Below are 24,730 nucleotides of genomic sequence, written 5' to 3' on the forward strand. Positions count from 1 at the left end.
GACGGTTCCCCTGGCTTTCTCTTTATCGCCCTTGAGCTCATACTAGACCTTTAAAATTACCCCTCTGCTTATACCCGTTAATCTTGCTATTTGCCTTGTGGATAAGCCTGCATTTTTGAAAGCTATCAAAAAGCTGTTTCTTTTATTTTTATCTAGAGTTTGAACTTCCGTACAATGCCGTACATTAGATATTCTTTTAATAATTTCAATTGCTTCATTATCCGTCAATTTTCTGTATTCTTCTATGTCTAAACAATGATCATTGTTACTTGCCAAATGAAACGCTTTAAACCTTTCTACAGCTGTTTTTCTATCATTACTAAATAGGTCTAATGCAAAGTCAGTATCTAAAACTGTACTTTCTTTTAAATATTCTGAATAACTACTCCATTTATAAGTTGCAAAATCCTTTACTATACCTGCCTGTAAAGGATTTTGATGGATGTATCTTAATACAGTTAAAAAATAGCTTTCATCTTCAACTGTTTCGCTTTTATATCTATCCTGAAATAAATGTCCGCAACGGCCATATTTCCAATTATACCAATACACATAGCTAGCCCCTATGCGCCGCATAATAATTCCTAATTCTTCTTGCCCTTCCTTAAGAAGCAAATGAATATGATTTCCCATTAAACAATATGCGTATATCTGATAACCACTTTTTTCTTTGAAATCTTGTAATGTTTTAAGGTATTTTAAAGAGTCTTCCTCTTCCTCAAAGATTGTCTGTCGGTTAATTCCTCTTAAGACAATATGGTATATTCCGCTTTTACTTTTTTCCCTTCCTGTTCTTGGCATCTTTTAACCACCTTTTACCATAACATGTATAACGGAAATATGCAACCAGAAGAACCGTCCCTTTGGTACCTTCAACCAGAAGAACCGTCCCTTTGGTACCTTTGGTACACATGTACCCCTGTCTTATTTGAGCCTTTTTGCCAAAGCCCTTGTTGCTGATTTCTGAGCCCTTGAAAATCACTATAAACAACATCTAATAAATATGTTATTTCATCATCACTTAAAATTTTGTCGTCTCTTTTTCCAGCCGTAAGGGAAAAATCGTCTCCTTGCACTTCAAAGTATAAGCTGATTCGCACTTCTTCACCATCATAATAGCAATAGCCTGTAAACGTAACAAGATTACCTTGTTCCTCCCAATTAGGCTCAGCAAAAAATGAATCAAGAGCTACGCCAACTTCCACCTCCGGATAATCAGCAAAATAGCCAAACCAGATAGTGTCCAAAGGTGTAAAATAATCTTCAGCAAAAGTAGTGGCTGAAGCAACATTGCTCAAATCAGAGGTTAGGCCATCTTTTACAGCCGCCACCCGATAATAGACAGTTTCATTATTATCATAGCCGTAAACAAGCACACAATAATCATCATACCAATAAAAGCGCTGTTCTGCCCCGCTCTCATCGGTAAAAGCCTTAAAAGGGCCTGTCGGACTGTCACTATAATAAACATAATAAAAATCAGCATCCTCCACCTGATCCCATTTTAATTCAACGGCATCAGTTGAGACAGCTGTTGCTATCAAATTTTCTGGGCTATGTAAAAGGGCAGTGTTGGACTTGGTCCAAAAATTTACGATTACTCCATTTTTCAGTTGACTCTTATCCTCAGCCAACAACCCTTTATTGATTAAAATGCTATAGTGGGAATTAGGCAAATAATCTCTAGTTGGTATTACTACAACAGTCCTCTGATCATCATTCAGAGCCACCTTACTAGGATGCTGCAGCAAATTATTATCGACAATATTAATATTATTGGAATTAACAGTATAAGGATTTAAAGTCTTATTAAATTTTATTGACCAAGCTTTAGTCAAATCAATGTCGTTAAATACGGTGGGCCCTTGAAATTCGGTATATTCACTTAACTCTTTACTCTCTACCTCAACCTGGCACACAGCACTTAAACTTTCATTTTCCGTAGTTGCGACAATTTTGCAATTACCGCGTTGCTTAGCAAGCACATAGCCAGTGCTGTCTACAATAGCAATATTCGTATCACTGCTTGACCACTTAACATTTTTAACGCTGGCATCTTGCGGCGAAAGGTTAGCCACAAGTTGATAACCCTCTCCTTCTTTTAAATTTAATTGACTTTGATTTAAGGAAATAGCAGTTACAGGTATATAGTTTTCCAAACCAATAAACTCAAAGCTATCGTTTTCCGGATATACTTGGACATTAGAGTTGATGACTTTATTCTTAGTATAATAGTAAATTTCAAAGAGCGATATTTCTCCATCATTATTACGGTCTGCAGGATAGTAATTGGTTATGTATCCGCAACCCTTGACCAAAGCATTTGTAAATTCACCACCAAAGCCCCAATCCGGCGCATAGGCTGTATCAACTGAAGTTTCGTCTTTTGAGGCTGCAGTTAGCACCTTGAATTGGGAACTTGTCAGAAAGCCCTTTAATTGTTCTTTGCCAAAAGCTTTTTTGACGGCTTCGTTAAATGCTGCTTGCTGCTCTTGGAGCACAGGATCCGTTTGACTAGTATCTTTATTAATAAAGCCGCCGGAAAAACAAGAATCTAGGATAACTACTTTAGTACCTGGAATAGAACTTAAAGCGCTTTCTAGTTCATCGACATTTAAGCTGTCCTCATAATAGTAACTATCGACGGCCCACAAATACGCTTGGCCATAATTATCTAGAGCTCCATGGCCACTGTAATAGAAATAGGAAACATCATCGTCATCGGCATCTTTAAAAGCTGCTTTAATAGCTGAAAGCATTTGGGCTTTAGTTGCATTATCAACCCGCTTAATTGCAGAAAAGTGCTCTTTAGCAGTGCCAAATCTACTCTTTGCTAAAATATTATCCATTCTATCCAGATCAGCAGGAGGTCCATTTAAATCGTTGCCATCAATGTACTGATAATTGCCAATCAATAAGGCTCTGTAAGTTCCTTGGGCATTTGCATAACTGGGAGTTAATAAAAATAAAAACAGAAACACCCCAAGCAAAAATATTTTTTCTATCCTTCTTTGCCAAACCATAGCTTTACCCCTTAAACATAATTTACTTTTTTTGTCTTAACTTTTTTTATTATACAAAATTTAATTGCTAATTCCTACCTTTTTTCTTACTAAAAATAGCCACAGTCAGCAGATCATGTTATTTGCTGCATGTTTTGCAATTAATCCCCCATTATAAATATACGATTTTTGATAAGATACGGACAAGGTTAACAATATTGTGTTAACTGGTAATAGCATTTACTAATTCAACTTTAAAGTGGGGTATAGTGGTCTAAAAAGCATGCTCACACAAGCCAAGCTAACCACCTGCGGTAAATTTAAAAGAGGATAGCCAATTTGGTATCCTCTTTCAGTGATTTCGGACGGTCCACGGTCCCCTTGGTTCCAGAAAAAAAGAAGAGCCAAGAGAACCGTCCCTTTGGCTCTTTTTTTTGTATAATTTATGAAAATTGAAACTTTAACATAAAAATTTTTTAAATGCAAATACTATTTATAAATCAACAGAAATAAGGGCTTTCCATTAGTAAATTTCAAAAGACTTTGGTAGCATCTATGGAATTAATATCCAAGTATGTTAAATATGGTGTCATGTTTGAATAAAGAGGAAATAAATAATTTTTCGAATGGAAAAACGCTATCAAGAGCGTGAGCAAAACGGGTTTACACCCAAATGAAAAAAACATAAGTTCAAGCAATGAAAGTAGTGTTATAAAAACAAGCACAGTAATGCTTGTTCAGCTGTTGACCGGTTAAGTCAACAAGTTGTTTTTATGTAAGCGTAAAACAAGCCAGAAAAACCGCCCCCTGGTTTCCTGGTGTTTTGGGAAGATTATCGCATTACCGAGAGAAATTAACTAGGTGGGTAGTATTTGACGCTTACGTCCCCTTGGTTTTAAATTGCTTTGAAGGCAAAAAAACACTGCCATGTTATTTACTGCATTTTCTGCAATTAATCCACCATTGTTGACAAAAGGGTATTTTGCTAAGATAAAAACAGGTTAACAATATTATGTTGACCTGTAATAGCATTTACCGATTCAACTTTTAAAGCCTAGCCTTAGCACAGCTAGGCTTACATATTTTTTTAGGTATAACGAAAAAGCACCCCAAACAGGAGTGCTAAGAAATAAAAACGTTTTAAAAATAAATGAACCAGGAGAACCGTCCCCATGGTGCAACCCATGGTGCAACCCGTGATGCAACTTGGAGTCTTGCACTATTGAAGGAAGCAAGAGAGCCATCCCCTTGGTCAATTACAAAGGCCCAATCCAACCAGACTCATAATCTGTTACCACTGCACCAGCACTAGTTTCTCTCCAATCACGTATACACGACAATACTTCAGTTATCAAATCACCAAACATTATGTAATAATCAGGATTAACAACATATACTGATAATAGTTTATCCTCCTGGACATTCATTATAATTTTTTTATCAAGTAATTGTTCATAAGATGGGTCTTTGCTTGTTCCTTTTGTTTGTTCGTTTACTTCATCTTCCTCTCTATAATATAGAGAGTACATACCTACTCTACCCATTGGGGAATCTTGATATTCTGATGCCTGGAGTGCAAATCCTTTAATTTTTATGTTAGTCCGTAAAAATAAATCATGTTTATGATGTTCAACAAACGAGTGAAGCATCTTAGAAGCCTCTAGTAAATGAATTATTATAGAACTTTCTTCATCATCCATTCTCTCCATTATAAAGGAGTGTTTAAGTAGTTCATCTAAACGATCAACAATATCTTCTAAATCAATATCGGCAATTTGATATCCTAGATATTGAACATCTGCAATTACCGGACCTACTGAATCTTTTTCTAATTCATATAAATCGAATGTATCATGTTTAACTTCATCACAGTATTCTAGCTGATATTTTAACTGATAGGGTTCTCCGTCTTCATCATATAATATTTTAGCTTCATCATTCATATGTAATATGTAATTTTCGGGGTTACTATCATCAATTATGATATCGCCATAATCGAAATATACACAATATCCTTCTAGTAGCATTTCCATGTATTTTCTTATTTCAAGCATTGCTTGACTCATTTCGTTTTCAGCATATCTGTATACTCTCTCATTTAAGGCTCTATGGCTTTTTTCATTCCAAAGTTCATAAGCAATAAAAATTACTGGAATGGAAATTAGGCTAGCAGCTACATTTACTAGCAATCCTTTAATATCTTCTGGTAATCTAACAGCCAAGAAATATAATAGTACACCAAAAACAGTAACTACTGATTTTGGCCATATTTTTAACCATATTCTTTTTATAGAATCTTTCACCTAATCACACCCTTTTTAATCAAACCCTGTTTATTTTCCTATAGGCACTTTATCCTATTATACTACAAAACCTGGTAGGAATTGTTGAAACAGTTGAAAAGGCGATTGGTTGGAGGAAGGATGGGTTGTTTTTCAGTGGGTTTTGAAGAAGTTTTTTATCCAGCAGAAGCAGGTGGACATGAACTAATAGAAAAAGACCCTGGAACTCAGGATTGCTCCCTTGTCCACAAGGTCTTTTTAGCTGTTACTTATAACCCAGAAGAACCGTCCCTTCGGTCACCCTTCGGTCACACTTCGGTCACAGGGAAAATAAGGCCCGGACTTCTTTTTCAAAGCCGTATTTTTTGAAAAATTCAATTAAAGCTACTTCAAATATCTCTCTTTGGCTAATATTTTTTTCTTTACTAAAATCCTTAACCATTTCGGCTAAATAATGGGACATACATAGGGATTTAGTAATGGTAATCCCACCAATAACGTATCTGGGAATTGTTCCACTTTCATTTATGGCAAGCAGCTCAGCTAATCTATCTCTATTTTTGTTAATCATTTGCAACATGGGTAAAAGATTTTTGATAATAACCTCTGTTTCATATGCGTCATCCTCTGGATTATCATTATCCAAAGGCAAAGGCTCTGCCTCTGTAGGCTGCTCTTCAGTTACTGTACATTTATTAAGAACATAATTTTTCTGTTCTAAAGACCAAACATAACCCTTCCCCTTCATATACTCAGCCAAATCATGATGATCTCGGAAGCTTAACTTTTTGGCAATTTCCCGTGGATCTAAACCAGACTCAAAAAAACTGATGACTTTGGAAACTTTACTAGTTTCCATATTTAGCACTGGATAATCTAGTTCAGCAGTTTTTAGAACATATGTCTGTTTGAAATTGTCCCACAAATAACCATGCCTGCGCATATACATATCCAAGGTACGATAGCTTTTATGCCCTAGTTCCGAGGCAATTTCATCCCTTGTTTTTCCTTCTATTAACCTTTTTAAAATAAACTTATCATCATAATTCTGAAGACCCTCACATTTCTCTGCTGCTTGCATAAACTCAATCCCCTTTAATAATTAAAGCATATTTATGGAAGCGCTTAAATCTTCTAAACTGGCGTGGGTATAAATTGAAGTTACTTTTAGATTAGAATGTCCTAAAAGCTTTTGCACATGGACCAAATTAACACCTTTCTTTATTAAATTAGAAGCAAAGCTGTGCCTTAAAATATGGGCCGAAACCTTCTTTTTCCACCCCAGTTTTTTCGTGGCTTCCCTTAAAATACTATTTACATAAACGTCACTTAACCCTCCCGTTTTGGCTGTTACAAAAAAAGTTGCAGTAGCTACCCTAGGACGTTCACTCTCTATATAACTTTTTAACTTTGTGTGTAAGTTGTCATTAATGGGTATAAAACGTTCTTTCTTTCCTTTACCGTTTTTAACGTGAATCACTTTATCTACTAAATCCACATCCTCAATTTGTAAGTTCAGACATTCACTAATGCGCATGCCCGTATAGAAAAGAGTAAATACCACTAATTTAACTAAAGGCTGCTCAATTTCTTGTAATAATTCCTCGAACTCTTGTTCAGTTAAAAAAGTTCTTTCCTGCTGCTGCATTTTGAGAGGTTCGATTTCTAAAGTAATATTCCAGTTGCAGAGTTTCTTTTTATACGCATAATTCCAGAAAGACCTTAAAATATATAAATTTCTATTTCTGCTTGCGGTTTTCAAATTTCTAGTACTCTTTAAATAAAATAGATAGTCCTCAATATCGCTACTTTTAATTTCATCTAAATACAGTGGGCAATTATATTTTTTTTCTAAAAAGAAATTAAAAGATTGTAAATCCAAACTATATGCTCTGATAGTCGCCTTACTTTTATCCTTAGTTATGAGGTAGTTTATAAAACTTTCTATACTTTCGGTGAATAACAAAACTGTGCAACTCCCTTGAAGTATCTAACTAATAATAATTAAATACATTTCTGCCATATTTTGCACCTATTAAATTATTTTATGACCATTTTTTATAAAAACAAGTCAAAATAGACTTATTAATTAATAAGTAACAATGAATTTATAAGGAATTTTTTACATTAATAATTTGTGAATTATTTTATATTTTATACATTTCTTTGAACAACTTCGATGGTTAAAAAAAGTTACACCCATTAGGTGTAACTGGAAGTAACATTCTAACTAATTTGACTTATTTTAGCCTGAAAGTAACAAGAAAATAGAAAAACAAAGTAAATTATAATGAATAAGCTTGTAAGCCTATAATTTATCATAAATATCATTTAATTTTCTTTTATAAAAGCATTATTTATCCACATATTTAATAATATAGGGATAACAAATATTCATTTATCCACAATTCTCTAACCCCTGCTGCTATTAGCCTTTTGAATTACATAATTTACTGCGTATAATTTTTGTATAAGTGCTATTAACGCAAAGGAGATCCAAATTAAATTTAATAAGGCCATTGACAAAGCTACACTAATTAACAATGGTGGGTCTACACAGAATACAAGTGATGATACTTTGGAGGATGGCGTAGTATCTTTTACGCCTATGAACGGAGCGCCCGCTGTAAATGCTGATAATGCACTAGCAACAATCAGTAATGATAACAAGACTGTTACGATTACAGCCAGTGGTGCTGAATTTTTTAATGGGAAATACAACATTGTTATAACTAGTGCTGTTGAAGATGCCGACGACAACGCAATGGCTGAGTACACCTACATTCTTGATGCAACTGACAACACCAGACCTACCTTAACTGGCCCTGTTTATGAGGCAAATGATCAAGCTAGATTTACCTTCTCAGAGGCAATGAACATTGCTAGTGATGATGCTCTTGAAGCTTTATTAACTGTTACTGATGAAAATGGCGACCCTGTTGATGCAGACGCTAATGACTTAACTGATTTAGCTGCTGATGGCAAGTCGTTTGTATTTGATACCACTGCTATTCCTGCAGGGGAAACTTATACAATTAAACTTACCGGTGCTGCAGACTATGCAGGTAACTTAATTACTCCAAACCCTGTAACATTCACTGTTGAGAACAAAGATGTTGACACCACTGCTCCTAGTGTTACTGCCGAAGTAGTCAGAGAAGGAGTAATGAAACTTACATTTTCCGAAAAAATTAATGTTCCCGTAGGTGGTGTTATCGGCACATATGACATTGGTGGTGGTCCAGTTGATATTGATACTATTGATGGAAATGCTACCATCGATGCTACTGGTAAGGTAGTAACTGTTAATTCCGCAGGCTTCACTGGTTTGTTAAATGTGACTATTGCTGGCTATAACGATTTAGCTGGTAATGCTGGTACAGCTACATCAAAGGTATTAAATTTTGTACCTGATAATGATGGTCCTACTGTTTCTAGCTTTGAAATTAAAAAGATTGATGGTGTAAACAACATAGTAGTGACCTTTAATGAAGACGTTGCATTATCTGCTGGCGATGTTGATATTACTGGTACTTTTGTAGATGAAGATGGTGTTGAGGCCGCTGTAGCCTTTGATGATGCAACCTCTGCACTTTATGACCCTGATGAAGATGGCTTTACTAAAATGATAAGAATACCTTTGACTGGTGCTGAACTGGGCACCTATGAGGTAACTATTAACACTGGTTTTGCTACAGATTTACTTCTGAATGGCAGTGTGGAAAAGGAGATTACCTTCACATTATCTTCGAACACCAATGATGATACTGTAAAGCCTAAAGTAAGCGACGGTGTTCAGGCTAATTTAGCTGATGATGATCCTACTGACGGTTGGGACGGTATTGATGTACAAGTTGCTGACAACAACACTGTAGAAGTGGAATTCTCTGAAGAAGTAGATCAAGCTACAGCTCTAAACGTTGCAAATTACCTGGTTGAAGGAAAGCAGGTATTCACAAAGGCAGTATTTACTGATGCGAATAAAGATACTGTTCGCTTAACTTTAAAAGAGGGCGAAGTTGCAATTAACTCTAATTACCAGTTTACAATCAAGAACGTTAAAGATGTTGCTGGTAATGTCATGGATACTGTAAATACTAACGTTCTATTTACTGAAAACGTAAGACCTACTGCTACAGCAGAATTAACTGATCTTAACACCATTACAGTCACTTTCAGTGAGCCTGTAACAGTGGCTAACTTCGATGGTACTGATGTTGATGTATTTGTAGGGACAACCGCTGAGGGTGAGGGTGCACCATTTGCAGTAGCTCAAGTAAATGTACCTTCCGCTACTGACAAGGAATTCACAATTACTTTAACAGACGATCTAACTCCTGAAGAATATGCTCAAACTATTACAATTAGGTTCGTAGCTGGTACAGATATAGATGATGCGAATGGTAACGTTTTATCTCCTGTAACTGTAACAGTTCAGAAGTAAGACATACTTTAAAGGCAAGACTCTCAACGAGGCTAGGGGAAACCAAGGGGACGGTTCTCCTGGTTTGAAGTAAAAACTAAAAGACTCTGTGGACAAAGGAGCAATCCTAAGTCCCAGGGTCTTTATCGTTTTCCCCTATTTAGTCGGTAAGTAACAGTAAGAAGGTAAGCGTCAAATACTACCTACCTAGTTAATTTCTCTCGGTAATGCGATGATCTTCCCAAAACACCAAATAGGGAGGACTATTCTTTATGACAAAAGCAGAAAAACTAGAGCTAAGAAAAGAATGGGAAGCACGGGTAACTGCTTTTAGAGCCAGTGGGCAGAGTACGTCAGCATGGTGTGCAGAGCACGATATAAAACTTCCTCAATTACGGTATTGGCTCCGGAAGTTTAAATCCGTAGATACTACCTATACTCTAAAAGATAATTGCGGAAATTAGTCGAATTAAAAATACATGAAAAATATACCTATTGCCACCACAAATACAATTAATGATTTGCAAAAGCGTTGTGAACAACTGGAACAGCAAAATGCTGAACTAACCGCCAAGTTGAACTGGTTTGAAGAGCAATTTCGTCTCAGCCAACAACGGAGATTCGGATCATCAAGTGAGCGAACAATTCCAGAACAGCAGCAGCTTTTTGAAACCAATGAAACCAAGGGGAATGAAACCAAGGGGACGGTTCCTCTGGTTTATAAGTAACAAACAAAAAGACTCTGTGGACAAAGGAGCAATCCTGAGTTCCAGGGTCTTTTTCTATTAGTTCCATATCCACCTGCTCCTGCTGGCTAAAAAACTTCTTCAAAGGAAACCACGGAAACCAAGGGGACTGAAAATGAAGTGTTTAACCTTGCAACAGCCTGGGCAAGTCTAATTGCTTTAGGATTAAAGCATATAGAAACTCGGAATTGGAGTACAAAATATCAAGGAGATTTATATATCCACGCTGGTAAAACTCTTGTTCCTTTTGACTATTTGCGTACTAAGCTAACAAGGGAAGATCAAAGTGCTGTTTTAGAGGTTTTATCCTGTAAGTATGGAGAGTATAATAAGATTCCCACAGGATTTATTATTGCTAAAACATATTTAAGCGACTGTCTTCCTATTAGACAAAAATTTGCGGATTACGCAATTGTCGGGGACGATTTGCAGAGCAAATACCAAAAAATTAGTGGTTTAGAGTTTCAGCTGGAGACTATAGCCTGGGAAGAAACGCGTGGATACTTGAAAATATTAAGGAAATTGAAGCTATACCGGCTAAAGGAAAATTAAATATTTGGGAATATAAATAGAAATCCAAAAAAGATTAAAACCATTGAAGATAGCCTGGCTCAATCGTTAGATAAGAAAATGTTATAATCGCGGATCTAACCAAAGGGACGGTCCTCTCGGTTATAGAAACGTTTTCTAAAATAGAATCAACAGAGTGAAACCAAGGGGACGGTTCCTCTGGTTTATAAGTAACAAACAAAAAGACTCTGTGGACAAAGGAGCAATCCTGAGTTCCAGGGTCTTTTTCTATTAGTTCCATATCCACCTGCTCCTGCTGGCTAAAAAACTTCTTCAAAGGAAACCACGGAAACCAAGGGGACTGAAAATGAAGTGTTTAACCTTGCAACAGCCTGGGCAAGTCTAATTGCTTTAGGATTAAAGCATATAGAAACTCGGAATTGGAGTACAAAATATCAAGGAGATTTATATATCCACGCTGGTAAAACTCTTGTTCCTTTTGACTATTTGCGTACTAAGCTAACAAGGGAAGATCAAAGTGCTGTTTTAGAGGTTTTATCCTGTAAGTATGGAGAGTATAATAAGATTCCCACAGGATTTATTATTACTAAAACATATTTAAGCGACTGTCTTCCTATTAGACAAAAATTTGCGGATTACGCAATTGTCGGGGACGATTTGCAGAGCAAATACCAAAAAATTAGTGGTTTAGAGTTTCAGCTGGATACTATAGCCTGGGAAGAAACGCGTGGATACTTGAAAATATTAAGGAAATTGAAGCTATACCGGCTAAAGGAAAATTAAATATTTGGGAATATAAATAGAAATGCAAAAAAGATTAAAACCATTATCGGATAGTGAGTGTCACTCATCCAACTTAATGCTTAGTTATTATTAGTTACAGATTGGCCTGCAAAGTTAGCAACTACGTTGCCTTTTGCATCTTGCAAATCAGTTGTACCAGTTGCAGCATAAGTTACTTCAATAACATCACCATTTGCAATTGGAGTTCCAGCATCCAAAGTGATAGTTACCGTAGTTCCAGATACAGCGACACTGGATACTGTAAGGTTAGAAGGCGTACCTGCAGGATCTTTTACTACAGTAAATGCAGCAGGATCCGCAGTAGTGCCAGCCAATGCTTCATCCAAAGTCAGTTCAACTGTAGTTGTCGAGTTAGATGCAGCGGAAGCTACAGTCGGTACCAGACCTTCAGGAACTGTGATGTTGAATGTTTTTGTATCAGTTACAGAACCTTTTGTGATAGTTGCAGTCATAACTACAACATCATCAGTGTTATCTGCAGTGCTACGAGTTACTACACCAGCGTTGTTAATGATTGCTGGAGTATTAGAGTTCCAAGTGATTGTGGAACCGTTAGCTCCTGTTGCTGGGAGAACCAGGTTGCCTGTACCAGAGTATGTCAGATTCAGAGCCGCTTTATCGGCAGCTACTGAAGCGGAATCTCCAGCTGTGATGCTATCTACTTCTTTCGCAGTCACGTTCAGAGTAGTACCAGTTGTAAGCTTGTTACCGGCAATGTCTTTCACGTCTACGGAAGTGTTAATCGTGTCAACACCAGAAACAGTTACAACAACTGGTTGGCTAACGTTGAACACTGCTCCAGTTTGAAGCATCAGTACATCATCACCAGGTACAGTATCTACCACAGTTACTGTTTGCTCAACACCGTTAACAGTTACTTTAAAGTCTTTGTTAAGATCTACTGCTCCAAGAACGGTGTTCAGATCTTCGGAGAAATACAATTTGATTTTGTCTGTTGTAGTAGCGGTGCTGCTAGAAACAAACAGTTTTGCGTCATCCAATGTAGGTTTCACATTATCAGTGAAATTGGTAATCATTGCTTCTACAGCTACAGTTGGGTTTACAGAAGCTGCAACAATTTTACCAGCTTTAGATTTCACAGTTGGATCAATTTTTACTAATCCAGTGGTGTTCGCTGGGAAGTAAGCTGCTGGAAGAGTAATCTTCACAGTTTGCTTGTTACCATAGAAACCAATTGTAGTTCCTGCTGGGAAAGCATTGCCATCAAGCTTGTAGTTAGCGAGAACAGCCGCGCTATCTTCCATATCTTCACCAAAGTTGATAGTCAATACGTTTGGTTCTGCAGAGTTGATACCAATGCTTTGGTTTCCAACAATACCATCATTATCAGCCGCAATTACGAGTGCTGTTGCAGCTCCAGTGTATTCAGCAGTGGTAGTAATAGCTGCATTGTTATTCAGAGACAAATCCTTAACTGCTCCTGCTGCTAACTCTACAGTGTAAGTTCCTGGAGTTACAGTATGATCTGGATCAAGTGTAATCACAACTTTGTCTGTTCCAGAACGAACTGCTTCTGCAACTGGAATTGTAATTCCATCTTTCTTAACTGTAATCAGACCCGCAGTTACAGCTGCATCAATATCCTCGTTGAATTGAAGAGTGATAGTTTTAGCACCTGCATTAACTGTATTGAGGACTGGAGACTCAATAGTTGGACCAGTAAGATCTTTAGAGAGAGTTACACTTCCATTATAGTCAGCACCCAACAAGTTGCTTGCATCTTTATAACCAGTTACTTTAACAGAAAGATTTACGCTGTTTTCGCCAGTTGCAAAGAGAGGGTTGTCAGTATCAGCAGCAGTCAAGGTAATCAACCATGTTGCACCTGTAGGATCTGCTACAAGGTCTTGGGTTTCAGCTACGCGCGCAGCTGGGAAAGTGAAGTTGCCTTTCTTAATTACCAAGTTAGCGTCAGCTACACTCGCAATTGGCTCACTAAAAGTTACATAGAATGTATTTGCAGTGTCTGCCTCAATAGAAGTAACACTTGGTGCAGTAGTATCAGCAGTTGCAGTATAGGTAGTAGTCAACACTGATTGAGTGTTAGGTGTACCAGATACTATGTCAGCTACATTGTACAGTGTTACTGTATGGGTACCAGGAGCCAACAGAGCGCCGGATACAACAGGAGTATCAACGTAGTATTTTCCAGCTGTTGTGGAAGCTGTCAATGCACCTACAACTGATTGTCCGTCGATCTTAACAGTGAAAGTTGCTGCTACTGGTTCATTGAACCAAACACGGACTTTATTTGCAGAAGTCAGTTCAGCTTTTACTACAGAAGGACCAGTAATATCGCTGAACAGTTTCAGAGTATCTGTGAATTCAGCAATTTTGTTGTAGTTGGTGTCAAGTACATTTTTCACGTTTACTTTGTAAGAACTACCAACTGCAAGGGTACCACCTGTGATTGGAATAATAACTGTTTTACCATCATCTTGAAGTTTTGGAGTTCCAAGAGCCAAAGCGCCTGGAAGTGTTGCAGTGTAGTTGAGTGCAGTTTCTGCTGAAGTCTTGTTGACTTTTGTACCGAACACTACTTGAATTTCAGCAGCGTTAATAGCACTTACCGATTCAACTTTTAATTCTTCTTGGGTTGGGTCTGTAACTACATCGCCATCGCCAGCAGCATAACTTTCAGTTGTACCATCGCCTTTTTTCAGCGTAACTGCTGGTATGGAGCTAGCGTTGATAGCCTCATTTAAATCATTAACCCACTGGCCCGTATAGCCTTTGTAATTGAATGTATAATCGGCATCTTTATAAGCTTGGCTAATTTCGTTAAATAAAGCCACGTTAACCAAGGCATCCCCGTCATAGGCTTTATTGCCCAGGACAATTGAGCCGTTAGGGAGAGCTGCGAATGCGGCAACACTTGAGCTAAGAACGAATGCAGTGGTCATGCCAGCTAACAATAATTTCTTACTCTTCATTGATTCTCCTCCTTGTAATGCTTCATTCATATTTAGTCATATATTGGTAGTAAAGAGGTTTTTTTGAAGGATGCAATGGTTTAATCCATTACATCCTTCATTTTTAATTATATTTACTTATTGTACTGTAAAGTTTTTTGTACCAACTACTGTTGTACCGTCAGCTTTCAAAACTTTAACAGTAACTACAGTGCCAGTTGTTACTTTTACAGGATCCATAGAGGTTTTTACACCTAAATCTTTAACTGCACTAACCTGAGTTCCATTAGCATATACTACATATTTTGCAGCATCTGTAATATCAGAAGTAACAGTAATAGCTTTACCTACAGCTGCGGCACTAAATGTAGCAGTGATGTCGCCTTGTGGGTCTGTCGGATCTGTTGGATCATTACCAACAACATTATCCTCATCAAGGATTAATGCAACTCTGATTAATTTGGAATTATCTTCGTCAGTGATGATAACGATTTGATCGCCATCGTTGATATCGTCGTAAGATTTAACTTTATCGATATCGCCGTCTGCATCTAAGGCATAGACAACTGAATCGCTGTCAAATCTGTAAGCAGCTTTTGTTGTGCTTCCGGATTTCTTTAGATCTGCAGTTTTGCCATCAATGTTATCTACAGTGTAAGTAGCATTTGTAGAACTATTAGTTACAATTTCATCAAAGCCAGAGATCTTGTTGCCGCTTAAGGTAAATTTAACAGCAGTACCTTCTTTTAAGTCTTTTTCATGTGTAATGCCTGATTTTGCTACGATGTCACCGTCTTTAACGTCATCGTTTTCAACAACGTCCATTTCGTAACCATAATCTTCGTCGCTGTTGTAGAAGGCATCGTCAAGTATAACACCATAGTAGTAATCTTCGCCGCTAACGTCATCGTAATTGTTGTAGAATACTACAAAGTCAGCATCGTCACTTTCGTCACCGACTACGATCAATTTAGCTACATCACTTGTGCTGTCAGAAATATCAGCCCATTTAACGATTTCTGGGTCAAAGTCCGGATCAGTGCTATCGTAGTTCATCATTGGTGTTTCTTCGTCTACATAGTAGCTGTCGCCATTTAACTCAATAAATCCATCTTCGTCGAAGTTAATTTCATTGCCATTAGCTGCAAGAATATTAGCATCTTCGTCGTAGAGTAAATTAGCATTATCTAAGTCAGCCAAACCTAATTCAGCTAAGTCTGCGGCTTTTTGAACTAAAACTTTCAAGGTATCTTCTTTAATTTCGCCGTCTTTAGTTAGTTTGTAGCTAACCGGAATACCCATATCGTAGTTATCAGTATCATCGTAGAAGTTGTTATAAGGTGTTGCATCATCGCGTTCTTCTACTGTGTAAGTTACTTCTTTGTCATCTTTGTTGTAAATAGTTACAGAATCTCTATCAGCGTCTCTCATAACACCATATAAGGTGCCGCTGGTAGCTTCTGCAGCGCCGCGTAAATGACGCAGTTCGCCTTTTAAGTCTTTAATTGCTACAACATCGCTGTCTAATAAATCGTTAACTTCGTCTTCAAGAGCATCTGCATAGTATACGATATCTTCGTCGTCGTTGGAGGAAACAGTTGCAGCGTCACCTTTATCGATGGAAGCATCTCCAACTTTGATGCTGGAAGAACTTGCTTTAGCAAGGTTTCCTTCTACTTTGTCGCTGCAATCGATGATGAATAATTCATCGTCATCGTTTTCTACAGCATTAATAACATCATCTGCTTTAATTTCTGTAATAGCCATTGGCTCTAATTTTGCATTGTAAACATAAACTTTATCGTAGTCGCCGGTTACAATCTTTTTGTCTGTACCATCATTAATTGTGTAAGCAATCTTATCAGCTGAAGCTGAATCTACAACTCCATTTTTGATTGAGAAATCAAAAAGAGCAACGTGTTCAATTTTTCCGTCGTCATTCTTAACGAACATACCATAGGCATTATCTAAATCTTCAAAAGCGTCTGCCCAGTCTTCAGTTTTCATATCTTCGTTGATTACAGCTACTTGAGCATCGTCAGCTACTTTGTAATCATCGTCTGCAACATATAGGTATGCAGTATCTTCATCTGAATCGCCTGCTACTAAGGTATCGAAGTAAATATCGGAGCTTTTGGTTTCTCTGGTAATGGAAACGATTTCATCATCGTCATTAACCCAAACGTCTACTTTTTGGCCATAGTAGGTTAAAGCGTCGCCATCGAGTAATGTGTAGGTATCGGTAACAGAATCATCATCGCTGTCATCATACTTAAGTGTTACTTCATCTTTTTTCAAGTCGCTGTTTAAGCGGCCAGTGTCTGTTACGATTGCATCGTCAATTTTAGTTAAATCTTGTTTGTCTTCTAAAAGGGTAACACCTTTTTCAAAGAAGTCATTTTTCTCGTTATCGAAGTAAACAACGTCTTCATCTAATGCTCTGCTGGTCATGGTGAATACATCGCCACGAACGGAGAAAGCTTTAGAATCTACGTTGATACCAGTGGTGATGCCTAATTGTCTTGCTTTTGCAAGATAGTTTGCAGGCCATTCACCGGAAAGGTTATCATTGTAGCCTAAGATTTTAACTAACATAGTAACGATTTCTCTGTGTTGTACAGGATCGCTAGGACGGAATGTACCTGTAGGATCACCTTTTACCCAACCTTGTTCAGCTGCCAGGTTAATCCAACCTGTGTACCATTGGCCGGTTTTAACATCGCTAAATTTGCTAGGAACATTTTTTAAAGAATCTGCTGCGTCGCCTAAGCCGGAAGCTTTAGCTAAAATAACGCAAATTTCTGCACGTGTAATTTGTTTGTCTAAACCTAGTGTGCCATCTGTATAACCTTCAATTACTTTTAGGTTAAGCAGTCTTTGGCCGGCTTCTTCTTGAGCGGTTGTAGTAGCAGCGAATGCGCCAGTCGGTACAACCATGCTAAAGAGAAAAGCTATTGCTACAACTAAGTATAGCGCTTTTTTCATTTTTCTTAGCTTCATTACTGAAAATCCCCCTTAATTTTGGTTTCTCCTCGTGTTTCAACTATGCTGTCGAGTTTCCTAAATAAAGCTGACTGGTCGGTTAATCACTCCTTTCAAATAATTTATATGCAATTAACCTAAGGCTTTTTTATGCTGCCAGCTATCAGCTGCAGCCGAGTACGGTCATCATGTAATAAGGTATGGGGACACACCTCTGATGAAAGCATCAAGTATGGGAGGAATGTCCCCAGAACATCCTACGTCTTAATCGGCCAAGTTTTGTTCAAGGAATATTTCTGATTAACGGTACTCGGCTAACGCTGTAGCTAGATGGAGGCTTAGGATTTTTAGTTATCAAAGGTACGGGGACATACATCTGATGAAGGAAGTATGCATTTGGAGGTATGCCCCAGAATTTTTTAATGTTCTACTATGTAGTACGCTGTTTGCGTTTGGTTTCTTGCAAAATTTTTAACATAAATTTCGGCAATGCTAACATTCTTTTATAGCGCCAGGGTTCTTTGATGAGGCGGTAGAGCCATTCCAGCTTAAGTTTTTGGAAAATCTTTGGTGCTCTTTTGACTTTCCCGGCGATGACGTCCAGGCTGCCTCCTACCCCTATGCAAACGGGTACTTTTAATTGGGCCATGTACTTTTGTATCCAGTATTCTTGTCTGGGGGCACCAAGGGCTACAAAGAGAACGTCGGGTTTTACTTCATTAATTTCTGCCAAAAGAGCTGGCATTTCATTAGACGAAATAAAGCCGTGGGATGTTCCAACTATTTTTAAGTTTTTGTTTAAATTTTGGTATTTTTGCTGCAATTTCTTAGCTGCAGTTTCAGCAACGGTTGGCGCAGCTCCAAAAAAATAAAGTTTCCAGTTATATATACTAGCTTTTTCCACAATTTCCTGCAGTAAATCTATCCCGGTTACTCTTTCAGGAAGAGGTGTGCCAAGTTTCCTGGCTGCCCAAACTACTCCAGCTCCATCGGGAGTAACTAAATCTGCATTGTTGATTAAAAATTTAAGTTTTTCTTCACTTTGGGCCCGGTATATAATCTCCGCATTGAGAGTTACTACTTGGCGGGGAGTGCCCTCAGCAATGAAGGAGCTTATTTTTTCCAAAGCTTCATCCATGGTTACTTTATCTATTTTGGTTCCAAGAATTTCAACTCTCATTATGTAATACGCACCTCACTTAGATTTTCTTGCAAACTTTTTTAAAAAAATCCAATAAATTTTTAAATGCTAAGAAAAAAGGCATACTTCTCAGCTTAACTTTAAGGAAGTATGCCTTGCTGTGTTCTTTTTCTTTACTGAATATTATCTGATAAAGATGTGTCTGTATCTTCTGCTGTCGCTGTGGCATTACCGGAGTAAAGGTCAACTAAGTCTGCAACTTCTTCTTCATCGGGCAGCCAGTAGCTAATGCCTCCTATATATTTAGGTGTGCCGGGAAGCATTGATGTTTGGATAGTTGAAGCATCACATTTTCGTAAAGAATTACCTAAAGAGAGCATTTCTTTAGTAGTTAAATTTGTTTTAACACTGTCATTTATTTCACCAACTAGTTTAGGCAGCCTGAAAACGGTATTGAGGCTCATAGCTTCTGATGCTACTTCTTTCATGAATTTCTGCTGACGTTTAATCCGGGTAGTATCGTCGCCATCGCTGCGGTAGCGGACATAGGCTAAGGCATCCTTGCCGTTCAGCTTTTGCACGCCCGGCTGCAAGTCGATGCCGTCTGCTCTGCGCACCATTCTTTTCTCTACGTCAATTGTTACTCCGCCCATAGTATCAATAATTTTTTCAAAGTTTTCAAAATTTACTTCTACATACTTGTCGATTTGCACACCTAAAAGGTCGCTGACTGCTTCTGCTGTTAGTTCCGGGCCTCCCAAAGCGTGGGAGTGATTAATTTTTTGGCTGCGGTAGCCCGGAATATCAGCATAGGTATCTCGAGGTACGGAAATAATGCTGACTTGGGATTTTTCTAAATCCAGAAAAGCCACCATAATTGTATCGGCTCGGGCATTTTCCTTTTCCCTTTGGTCTACGCCTAGTAAGAGAACATTTAGTTTACCTTTCATCTCCGGGTTTTCATCGGCTACGGCGCTGGGCTCTTGGCTTTTCAGCCAATCTGTCAGTCCTAGTTCCGAGGCTTTATAGCCGGCAAAAGCGCAGGCCCCAAAAGCTAAAAAGAAAAGGAGGAAAACAGAAAACGCTGCTCGCTTCTTTTTCTTTTTTTTACGTCTTTTTGGAACACCATCTGTATACCAATAATCTTGATTAGTTCGATTTCCCATTAACGGCAACTCCTTTTAAAAACGGGTTTTTAGCCATCTTCATATAGTTATACTTCATCTTTTTTAGCCTGGCAAGTAGTATTTTTGGCAACACTGCATATTTTTAGGTGTTGTTTTTTTAGGGTGTTATTTTGATAGTTTTAGCAGCGCTGTTCCACTCTACAGTTGCTCCTAAGTTTGCAGAAACAAAGCGCAAGGGGACCAGAGTCCTGTTATTGACAATGCTGGGGGCCACATCCGTTTGCACTGTCCGGCCGTTGACTGTAGCTGTTTTAGAACCAATTTTCAATTCTATTTTAGTGGAGGATGTTTGGAAGGTAACAGTTTTTGTTTCTTTTACCCAACCCACATTTGCTCCTAATACTTGACCAACAAAGGCAAAAGGCAGCATAGTGGTATTTTGCACAATGAAAGGTGCGGTATCTAGCTGTACTGTTTTGGAGCCAATGGTGGCAGTCTTACTGCCAATTTTTAAAACAGCAGTTTGGCCGCTGTTAACAGGTGTACCTGGATTTGAGCCGGAACCTGTACCCAGCTGCCCTTCTAATTGAGCAACTTTGGCTTTGAGGGACTGCACTTCTTTTTCTAAACTTCCGATATTATCATTAATATATTTATCCACATAGCTCTTGGTAACTAAAGGATCATTACTGCTGCCCGGGGCCGGTTGATCAGCTAGGGCTGTACCTGCTGTATAGCCAATGAGGACTACTCCCAGGGCAGTTATGATAAACTGCTTGGCATTCATTTTTAATTTAACCCCTTTCAGGAAATTCGCATATTTAGGCTTATTTAATATTGCATTCGACACTAAAGGCAAATTTCCTGTTCAAGAAAGGGTGGCAAATTAGTAGAATTCCAGGTTTTATTTTACTTTTTTGTTAAGTTACTACGATCATGTTGCCCAACTAACCAACCTGCAGGTATACTAATTTGTAATTATTATTTATTACTGACAATGGCGTATACTACTAATTATAAAGTCAATACTATAGTTAATCGAAAATATCCAGGAAAGGAGCAGCAGCATGACTAAAACTCTTTCAATTTTGGAACAAGAAAGAAATTATTTACTATATAAATGGATTAAAGCCAGCGGCAGCGAGAAAGCTAAGCTGTTGGTGAAAATAATGGATTTAGAAGAGCAGTTGGAATTTGGCAGGGAAAGTGAGCCCGTAAAAATAGGATAATTAGACGAAAGCAGGGATGTCTTTTGAGGACTAACCCTGCTTTTAAACTTTAAACTACTTTTTTGGAAAAAGCCCCTGTTTCCTGCAAAACATTAATCATAGATAATGCTTTACCTGTACCCAGGGCCACACAAGAAACAGCATCTTCGGCTACATTGACAGGTAAGCTTGTTTCCGACTGGAGCAATACGTCCAGCCCGTTTAATAAGGAACCTCCCCCGGTCATGACAATGCCTCGATTGATAATATCTGCCGACAGTTCCGGCGGTGTTATTTCTAATACTTCTTTGACTGCCGCTACAACTGCTTCTACCGGCTCAGCTATAGCTAAATTTGTTTCTTTGGCTTTGACGGTAACTGTTTTGGGCAGCCCACTAATTAAATCCCTGCCTCGAATGGCCATTTCAGCATCTTCAGCTCTTTCTGAAGGGCAGGCAGTGCCAATGGTTTTTTTCAGTTCCTCAGCAGTTCTTTCCCCAATCATTAGGTTGTACTCCCGGCGAATATAGCGCACAATAGCTTCATCGAATTTATCGCCGCCTACCCGCAGCGATCTGGAACAAACTACGCCTCCCAGGGAAAGTACAGCTATATCCGTAGTACCTCCTCCAATATCCACAATAATGCTGCCTGTAGGTTCGGAAATATCTAATCCTGCACCTAAAGCAGCCGCTAAAGGTTCTTCTATTAAATATGCCTTTTTTGCTCCTGCCTGTAAGGCAGCTTCCCGTACAGCCCTTTCTTCCACTCCTGTCACTCCAGATGGTATACAAACCATTACTCTGGGTTTAAAAATATATTTTCTGCCGCAAGCTTTTTCGATGAAATAACGCAGCATTTTTTCCGTTGTATCGTAATCGGCAATGACGCCTTCCCGTAAAGGGCGAATAGCTACAATATTTCCCGGAGTCCGGCCAAGCATATTGCGTGCTTCCTCCCCTACTGCGATCAGCTGTCCCGTCCCTTTATCAATTGCTACAACAGATGGCTCATTAAGGACAATTCCTTTACCCTTCAGATAAACTAATACACTCGCAGTGCCTAAGTCTATCCCGATGTCCATCCCTAAACCAAACATGCAGCATGCTCCTTCCCAACGTTTGAAATCCTTTAATATATTCATTTAGGCCCGTCCTAAATTTGTTAAAAAAATATATCTTTGTTCAATTCGTCAAAATATACCAAATTCCTTTTAAATTTATCAAGAAACTTCAACATCTTTGAATTTTTTTCTGGTAGCTTCTCCGCCTCGTAGATGCCGCTCAGCTTTATTTTGATCTAAGACATTGCGTACTTGCAGATAAATTTTTTCATTTATTTCCGGCAGCCGCTCCGTCATATCCTTATGAACTGTACTTTTGCTAACGCCAAAAACGTTGGCAGCCTGACGGACTGTGGAATTAGATTCAATGATATAATGACTGATTTCAAGCACCCTCTGACGGATATAGTCTTGCATGCTTGGGCCTCCCCTTTTTCTGTTTCTTTTTAAATAATATGAAGGGGTAGCCAAAAGTAGAACGTTGCAAAATAGGTTCTAAAACAAAAAGCAACTAGCCGCTTTTGTTAACAGCTAATTGCTTCACTAGTTACTTTTGGTTAAGATTTAATCTTACTTTAACGTAAATACTTATTGGGATCAACAGGCTGTCCATTGTTGGATAGTTCAAAATGCAAATGAGGCTGCAAATTTTCCTCTTTGGGATTATTTCCATTTAAGTAGCCTACGATTGCTCCTTTTGGGACACTGGTTCCTTCCGTTAGGTTCGTATTCAGGGAGCTGTAAACAGTTTTCCAATTTTGGTCGTGGAGCAATGTAATCTCTTGCCCTCCCCCGGAAAGCTGCTGTACTTTTTGTACAGTTCCTGCATAGGCGGCCACAACTTCTGCCCCCGGAGCTCCTTTAATATCTAAACCCGAATGCAAACGGTAATCTCCGTAGGATTTAGAATAGCTTACTCCGTAGGATTGAAGAATTTCTCCATTTAAAGGACAGCGCATGGCAGCAGGGTCAAAGGCAGCTTCTTTTGGCCGGGTATTTTCCGGAGTTTCTTGGGTTTTTTCTGCTATACTTTGACTAGTGCTCTCTGGGGAGCCTTCTTTGGAGCTTTCTTGTGCTTCCTTAGTACCTCCAGTCATACTTTCTGCAACATTTTCTTTTACCCTTTCCCCGGCACTTCCCTTTAAAACTACCTGGGTTGTATTTTTAGTCTGGAAATCAAAAGCCAAACCAATGAGCAAGCCAAAAATAAATATTCCCGCTGCCAGTATAAAAAAGGGCGGTTGCTGCTTTAGGGAATTTAATTGGGGAAATTTTAAATTGGTTATTTTCTTTTCCTTAAACTTTTGCAATTTAAACATAGGATATATCACCTCTTAGTATAATTATTTTCCATATCTTGGGCGATATATACCTATTGTTTATTCGCTTATCTTCCTCAGCTCTATGCCTTTGTAGTAATGCTGCAGGATCTGCTTATAGTTTTTGCCTTGTTTTGCTAAGCCATTGGCCCCGTATTGGCTCATGCCGACTCCATGTCCGTAGCCTGTAACATGAAAGGTAATTTGGTCCCCCCGGGCCTGCCAGGTAAATTTGGCTGAATTTAAACCTAATAAACGTCTGAATTCTTCCCCTTTGAAAATCTTTCCCCCTACAGAGATAGTTTTAATTCTGCCTGTACCAGTTCTAGCTATCACTTTTAGTCCTTTGGACCGGCCTTGATTAATGGTTGCTGCGGGCACAGCTTGGAGATTTGAGCCTAAGGCTTTATCTATTTGGTGCAATGTTAAGGTAAGGCTGGTTTTGTATTTGGGAGAATTTTTATCGCCTGGAGAGGAGACGCTCTTTAAGTAAGGTACATCTACCTGCCAAATATCCCCGGAATTTTCCGTCTGTCCTACACCTGTGGAGTGATAAACAGGATCAATTAATCTTCCTTGGTAAACAGCTACAATACCTTGGGTCAGGCGTACTGCCTGGGCAATCTTTTGGGAGTATAAGGTGTACTTAACAACTCCCCACTTTTTCTTCATCTCTTTTTCCGATAACCATGCTTGACAGTGAGTTGGGTCAGTGCACACCTGGGCCGTAGGATGTTTCTCATTTATACTTTGTTTACTTAATTCAACTTTTTTGACTGCATAAGTCCGAGCTGCAACGGCTTGGGCCTTTAAAGCCTCCGGTTCAAAGGAAGCAGGCATTTCTGCTGCCAAAACTCCTACTAAATACTTTTCTAAAGGCAAAGTTTGCACTTTCTTGGTAGTTACATTAAACATCTGAATATTGGGTCCCCGGATAGTTTCCACCTTTATTTTTTCCTGCTTACCATGCCAGACTACTACTGCCGGAAGAACAACCAAAGCTAACAGCATACTTAAGATCAGTACGAAAATTAATTTTTTCACATAATCAATCCTTTTATTATACTTACTTCATAATTATTCTGCCGGAAACTTATTTATGTTTAATTGAACTGATAAAATAAAAAAGGAAATTTCCATAATTTAGCGAATAAAGGAAGAGGAAATGG

At 38.4% G+C, this 24,730-nt stretch carries 20 protein-coding genes; 6 read left to right on the forward strand and 14 right to left on the reverse strand.

All coding sequences use genetic code 11. The features are described 5' to 3' along the window. Positions 1-42 precede the first annotated feature (42 nt). From RDV78_04065 to RDV78_04085, 5 genes are all read right to left on the reverse strand, one after another. Complete coding sequence (locus tag RDV78_04065; protein ID MDS1029681.1) at positions 43-801, reverse strand: transposase; 759 nt, start codon at positions 799-801, stop codon at positions 43-45. Between the two features lie 71 nt (positions 802-872). After that, positions 873-3,023 carry a caspase family protein gene (locus RDV78_04070; GenBank protein ID MDS1029682.1) on the reverse strand — a complete coding sequence of 717 codons (2,151 nt, stop codon included), beginning with the start codon at positions 3,021-3,023 and terminating at the stop codon, positions 873-875. Between the two features lie 1,235 nt (positions 3,024-4,258). Continuing rightward, complete coding sequence (locus RDV78_04075) at positions 4,259-5,305, reverse strand: hypothetical protein (GenBank protein ID MDS1029683.1); 1,047 nt, start codon at positions 5,303-5,305, stop codon at positions 4,259-4,261. 298 nt (positions 5,306-5,603) lie between these two features. After that, entirely contained in the window at positions 5,604-6,365 is a 762-nt protein-coding gene (locus RDV78_04080) for a hypothetical protein (protein MDS1029684.1), read from the reverse strand. A 21-nt stretch (positions 6,366-6,386) separates the two neighbouring features. Beyond that, positions 6,387-7,250, reverse strand: coding sequence for a tyrosine-type recombinase/integrase (locus tag RDV78_04085; GenBank protein MDS1029685.1), 864 nt, complete (start codon positions 7,248-7,250; stop codon positions 6,387-6,389). A gap of 612 nt (positions 7,251-7,862) precedes the next feature. Here RDV78_04085 and RDV78_04090 point away from each other — a divergent pair. The 5 genes from RDV78_04090 (at position 7,863) to RDV78_04110 (ending at position 11,767) form a co-directional block, all read left to right on the forward strand. Beyond that, complete coding sequence (locus RDV78_04090; protein MDS1029686.1) at positions 7,863-9,728, forward strand: Ig-like domain-containing protein; 1,866 nt, start codon at positions 7,863-7,865, stop codon at positions 9,726-9,728. A 251-nt stretch (positions 9,729-9,979) separates the two neighbouring features. Next, a complete protein-coding gene (locus tag RDV78_04095; GenBank protein MDS1029687.1) occupies positions 9,980-10,171 on the forward strand; it encodes a hypothetical protein in 192 nt (63 codons plus the stop codon). 15 nt (positions 10,172-10,186) lie between these two features. After that, positions 10,187-10,435 (forward strand): transposase, encoded by a 249-nt coding sequence (locus RDV78_04100; protein MDS1029688.1) that lies wholly within the window; start codon positions 10,187-10,189, stop codon positions 10,433-10,435. A 138-nt stretch (positions 10,436-10,573) separates the two neighbouring features. Then, on the forward strand, positions 10,574-11,005 hold the full coding sequence (locus tag RDV78_04105; GenBank protein MDS1029689.1) for an ASCH domain-containing protein: 432 nt from the start codon (positions 10,574-10,576) through the stop codon (positions 11,003-11,005). Positions 11,006-11,335: 330 nt separating this feature from the next. Beyond that, complete coding sequence (locus tag RDV78_04110; GenBank protein MDS1029690.1) at positions 11,336-11,767, forward strand: ASCH domain-containing protein; 432 nt, start codon at positions 11,336-11,338, stop codon at positions 11,765-11,767. 80 nt (positions 11,768-11,847) lie between these two features. On the opposite strand, the gene RDV78_04115 is transcribed toward RDV78_04110, so the two are convergent. The 5 genes from RDV78_04115 to RDV78_04135 all read right to left on the reverse strand — a co-directional run bounded on the left by RDV78_04115 (position 11,848) and on the right by RDV78_04135 (position 20,758). Then, positions 11,848-14,742, reverse strand: coding sequence for an Ig-like domain-containing protein (locus RDV78_04115; protein MDS1029691.1), 2,895 nt, complete (start codon positions 14,740-14,742; stop codon positions 11,848-11,850). A 117-nt stretch (positions 14,743-14,859) separates the two neighbouring features. Further along, positions 14,860-17,721 (reverse strand): S-layer homology domain-containing protein, encoded by a 2,862-nt coding sequence (locus RDV78_04120; protein MDS1029692.1) that lies wholly within the window; start codon positions 17,719-17,721, stop codon positions 14,860-14,862. Between the two features lie 412 nt (positions 17,722-18,133). Continuing rightward, positions 18,134-18,883 carry a WecB/TagA/CpsF family glycosyltransferase gene (locus RDV78_04125; protein ID MDS1029693.1) on the reverse strand — a complete coding sequence of 250 codons (750 nt, stop codon included), beginning with the start codon at positions 18,881-18,883 and terminating at the stop codon, positions 18,134-18,136. Positions 18,884-19,017: 134 nt separating this feature from the next. Next, complete coding sequence (locus tag RDV78_04130) at positions 19,018-20,010, reverse strand: LCP family protein (GenBank protein MDS1029694.1); 993 nt, start codon at positions 20,008-20,010, stop codon at positions 19,018-19,020. A gap of 118 nt (positions 20,011-20,128) precedes the next feature. Then, positions 20,129-20,758, reverse strand: coding sequence for a copper amine oxidase N-terminal domain-containing protein (locus tag RDV78_04135; GenBank protein MDS1029695.1), 630 nt, complete (start codon positions 20,756-20,758; stop codon positions 20,129-20,131). Positions 20,759-21,038: 280 nt separating this feature from the next. Here RDV78_04135 and RDV78_04140 point away from each other — a divergent pair, with 280 nt between their 5' ends. Then, entirely contained in the window at positions 21,039-21,200 is a 162-nt protein-coding gene (locus RDV78_04140) for a hypothetical protein (protein MDS1029696.1), read from the forward strand. A 49-nt stretch (positions 21,201-21,249) separates the two neighbouring features. Here RDV78_04140 and RDV78_04145 read toward each other — a convergent pair whose 3' ends face one another. The 4 genes from RDV78_04145 to spoIID form a co-directional block, all read right to left on the reverse strand. Beyond that, positions 21,250-22,278, reverse strand: a complete 1,029-nt coding sequence (locus RDV78_04145; protein ID MDS1029697.1) for a rod shape-determining protein — start codon at positions 22,276-22,278, stop codon at positions 21,250-21,252. 123 nt (positions 22,279-22,401) lie between these two features. Next, a complete protein-coding gene (gene spoIIID, locus RDV78_04150; GenBank protein ID MDS1029698.1) occupies positions 22,402-22,659 on the reverse strand; it encodes a sporulation transcriptional regulator SpoIIID in 258 nt (85 codons plus the stop codon). Between the two features lie 158 nt (positions 22,660-22,817). Further along, entirely contained in the window at positions 22,818-23,561 is a 744-nt protein-coding gene (locus RDV78_04155; GenBank protein MDS1029699.1) for a M23 family metallopeptidase, read from the reverse strand. A gap of 60 nt (positions 23,562-23,621) precedes the next feature. Further along, complete coding sequence (gene spoIID / locus RDV78_04160) at positions 23,622-24,605, reverse strand: stage II sporulation protein D (protein ID MDS1029700.1); 984 nt, start codon at positions 24,603-24,605, stop codon at positions 23,622-23,624. Positions 24,606-24,730: the final 125 nt, after the last annotated feature.

The sequence above is a fragment of the Bacillota bacterium LX-D genome (genome assembly GCA_031628995.1).
GTDB lineage: Bacteria > Bacillota > DUOV01 > DUOV01 > Zhaonellaceae > JAVLUO01.

Excerpts from the sequence above, each read along its gene's own strand:
- RDV78_04100 (MDS1029688.1), top strand. The coding sequence starts at position 10,187 with ATGAAAAATATACCTATTGCCACCACAAATACAATTAATGATTTGCAA.
- RDV78_04115 (MDS1029691.1), bottom strand. The coding sequence starts at position 14,742 with ATGAAGAGTAAGAAATTATTGTTAGCTGGCATGACCACTGCATTCGTT.
- RDV78_04065 (MDS1029681.1), bottom strand. The coding sequence starts at position 801 with ATGCCAAGAACAGGAAGGGAAAAAAGTAAAAGCGGAATATACCATATT.
- RDV78_04125 (MDS1029693.1), bottom strand. The coding sequence starts at position 18,883 with ATGAGAGTTGAAATTCTTGGAACCAAAATAGATAAAGTAACCATGGAT.
- RDV78_04095 (MDS1029687.1), top strand. The coding sequence starts at position 9,980 with ATGACAAAAGCAGAAAAACTAGAGCTAAGAAAAGAATGGGAAGCACGG.
- RDV78_04130 (MDS1029694.1), bottom strand. The coding sequence starts at position 20,010 with ATGGGAAATCGAACTAATCAAGATTATTGGTATACAGATGGTGTTCCA.
- RDV78_04140 (MDS1029696.1), top strand. The coding sequence starts at position 21,039 with ATGACTAAAACTCTTTCAATTTTGGAACAAGAAAGAAATTATTTACTA.
- RDV78_04155 (MDS1029699.1), bottom strand. The coding sequence starts at position 23,561 with ATGTTTAAATTGCAAAAGTTTAAGGAAAAGAAAATAACCAATTTAAAA.
- spoIIID (MDS1029698.1), bottom strand. The coding sequence starts at position 22,659 with ATGCAAGACTATATCCGTCAGAGGGTGCTTGAAATCAGTCATTATATC.
- RDV78_04080 (MDS1029684.1), bottom strand. The coding sequence starts at position 6,365 with ATGCAAGCAGCAGAGAAATGTGAGGGTCTTCAGAATTATGATGATAAG.
- RDV78_04120 (MDS1029692.1), bottom strand. The coding sequence starts at position 17,721 with ATGAAGCTAAGAAAAATGAAAAAAGCGCTATACTTAGTTGTAGCAATA.
- RDV78_04145 (MDS1029697.1), bottom strand. The coding sequence starts at position 22,278 with ATGTTTGGTTTAGGGATGGACATCGGGATAGACTTAGGCACTGCGAGT.
- RDV78_04135 (MDS1029695.1), bottom strand. The coding sequence starts at position 20,758 with ATGAATGCCAAGCAGTTTATCATAACTGCCCTGGGAGTAGTCCTCATT.
- RDV78_04070 (MDS1029682.1), bottom strand. The coding sequence starts at position 3,023 with ATGGTTTGGCAAAGAAGGATAGAAAAAATATTTTTGCTTGGGGTGTTT.